General features: G+C 59.7%; 1 protein-coding gene and 1 pseudogene. Both read right to left on the bottom strand.

Translation table 11 applies throughout. The annotated features are described in order from the left end of the window. Positions 1–124: 124 nt before the first annotated feature. Positions 125–697, bottom strand: a pseudogene (locus ATN37_RS00190) (phospholipase D family protein); the annotation flags it as partial. Positions 698–1,577: 880 nt separating this feature from the next. Next, positions 1,578–2,060, bottom strand: a complete 483-nt coding sequence (locus tag ATN37_RS00180) for a polyketide cyclase (RefSeq protein ID WP_030537933.1) — start codon at positions 2,058–2,060, stop codon at positions 1,578–1,580. Positions 2,061–2,713 lie beyond the last annotated feature (653 nt).

Below are 2,713 nucleotides of genomic sequence, written 5' to 3'. Positions count from 1 at the left end.
TACCACCGCCGACGCCGCCAAGTCGGGCTCGGCCGATTGACCCCCATAGAATACGAGACCATCATGACCACACCAGCCACTCAGGCTGCGTGACTCAACCTGTCACCTGATCGTGCAGCAGACCCGAGGGACGGGTTTCGTGATCGCTGACTTGCCTGATAAATACTCGGTTGGTCGGAGCAAGAGGAAAGTCGTTGTCAAGGTTCTGCATTCGGCCAGTGATGCCAGGTATGGGTACGGCACGCCCGATCGCCCATTCGCGCGCGGCGTTGTCGATGAATATTTGTTCTACAGCAGTGGTTTCGTCGATATTGTTGACGAACGCGCGACTGTCGGCAACCACTTGGGGGTCATCGGAAATGACGACCGCTTCATGGGTGAATGTGGAATTTTCGGAAGCATTCGGCGAGCCGATTACAGCTCGTTGGTTCGTCACGATGACCTTGGCGTGCAGTGTTGACGACGACAGGATGCGAACGCCCTTGCTGAGGTAGTGCGCAAGAACGGCAGGTGAAGTGGCGTGGGCGCGGATCGCCGCGGTAGAAGCATTGACGATCAGAAGGTCTCCACTGCGAAGTGGAAGTAGTTCGGGCGCAAGGTGTCCGAGATAGGGGACAGCGGCATAGCGTGGGCCTCGCGTGCGGATCGCGCGAGTGATGTGTGGCCACGGGTTCGGTCCGTGGAAGCTGGTCCCCATAGCCTAGAACGGTAGCGCGAATCGGGCCCGATTTCTGGCGCCTGCGTGAAAGCTGCCGTGGTTCTGCGTCGCCTCCGGAGCAAAAGAAACTTCCGGATATCTGTGATCTGTCGTGGAGGTCGAAGAATGTTGTAGCGATCAACCCTGCCGGGTCAGACGGCGTTAAACCCCAGTGTGACTGCAGCGCTGTCGATTCGGCGTGCGATTTCAATACGGGACGGTGGCAGTAATGGCGCCGGACGGGTGGGAAGGGTCTGCTGCTTGTTCGAGCAGCGCCCCGCACAGTGCACCGGGAAATTTACCGCGGTACGCGATCCCGCGGGGGTGAGGGCGGGCGTGGTGGATCGTGCGGGCCCATGCCTGGAGGGGCGTGTAGGCCTGAGATCGTAGGCGCTCGCCGTGTGGATATCGGGTGGTTGATGTAGTGTCGCTGGCGGGTCGAGTCGATTCGTGATCACTGCTCGAAAAGTGAACGCGCAGAAAACTTCTCGGCATTCTAGTGTAGGTCGTGCGGCGTGGTCTTCATGAACTGATGGACCCGTGCCTCGTGACGGGGAAGCCGGGCGTGTTGGGCTGCAGTGGAGGTTCGTCTACCACTCTTTGGCAGCCTCTCGTCGCAAGTTCGGGTGAGGTGGCGGCTGGGATGCGTCAGCGTGGCTTCGGCGCCCCATCAGATAACAGGCGGTAGGGCCGGCGTGATGGTTGTGAGCGCAACGTAGGACATTGCACTCACCGGAGACGTTGTGGGGAAGAAGATTCCGTTGAGCTAATCCATGAGGTTGCGACGGCACCGGCGATCAGTGCTGCGATTGTCACGGTGGTGGCTGCGCGCTCGCGGAAGAGGAGCATCACGGCCCCGATACTGGGCTTTCGGGCGGGGTCAGCGCGGATAACCTCTGGCTACGGTGCGTGCAAGGATACCGAGCGTGGCTTTGAGAGATCCTTCGGCGATGACGGGAAAGATTCCTGCTTGCCGCCAGGTGGGTCCGATGTCAGACCAGTCGTAGTACGAGGTCACGAGGGAACTGTGGCCGTCGTCGGCCGGCTCGATCCGATATCCGTAGACGTGCCCGATTGGAGGCCGGACAGTTCCGAGGATGGTCCATGCTATTTCGCGTTGGGGAACAAAGGTTTTGATCGTCACTGTGACGTCGTACTGTCCCATGGGTAGGTCGCCCAGAGCTTCGCGATCCATGTGGACGACGAATTCGTCGCCGGTCGCGGTCACGAGTTCGCCATCTGCGCCCATCAGCATTCCGGATCCGTCGATGGCGACGTGCCCCTGAGGGTCGCAGAGGACCGCGAAGATCGATGCGGGGTCGGCACGGATGGTGCGCTGTACTTCGATCCGTTCGCTAGTCATGTGGCGAATGCTGCCATACCGCCGATCGGCCGGCGAGGTTTCTCTCGTTCGGTGGGTGCATTCATCGGCTTCGGTCGGCGAGGCGGGGTGATGCGCGGACCTGTCGGATGCTGCCGTTCACGCGCCGAACGGTTTGAGTAATCCTGAGCGGGCTAGGTGATCGTCATGGAGTCTTCGCGAATGCTCGTGGAGAGCGTGGGTAATCGACCGTGTGGATACTGGGTGACTGTTGTAGTGCCGCTGGCGGATTGAGTCGACTCGTGAGAGGTACTCGACAAACGAACGTGCAGAGACTTTCGCGATAATCCAGTAGCGGGGCAGTTTCATTCGCCGAAGAACCTGGACATGGCACTGGGCGGTGAGGTGGGGGAGCTGTGTGTCGAAATCGAACCACTGTTCATCGAGCCTCATTGGCCTCTGAACTCTGCACCCGTGGACAATGGAACGCAACGAAAATGGGGATCTCACTTGTGCGCGGTACTGATAGGCGTCGTTGTCGAGCGTTTTCTGTGGAACTTAAGTACTAGCTGTTGCGGGTACGGACGTTGCTGACGCGGGACTGAAGTAGACGGGCTGGTCCTCGGCGCGAGAATGGGAATTGCGAAATAGCCGTTCTCGACCAAGAAGGACCAACCCTGTGACACACCGTAATG

Source organism: Rhodococcus sp. MH15 (genome assembly GCF_019266045.1).
Lineage (GTDB): Bacteria > Actinomycetota > Actinomycetes > Mycobacteriales > Mycobacteriaceae > Rhodococcus_F > Rhodococcus_F qingshengii.
This window is presented reverse-complemented; position numbering and strand designations above follow the sequence as displayed.

Bases quoted from the DNA above. Each gene is read 5' to 3' on its own strand.
- ATN37_RS00180 (WP_030537933.1), bottom strand. From the start codon at position 2,060: ATGACTAGCGAACGGATCGAAGTACAGCGCACCATCCGTGCCGACCCC.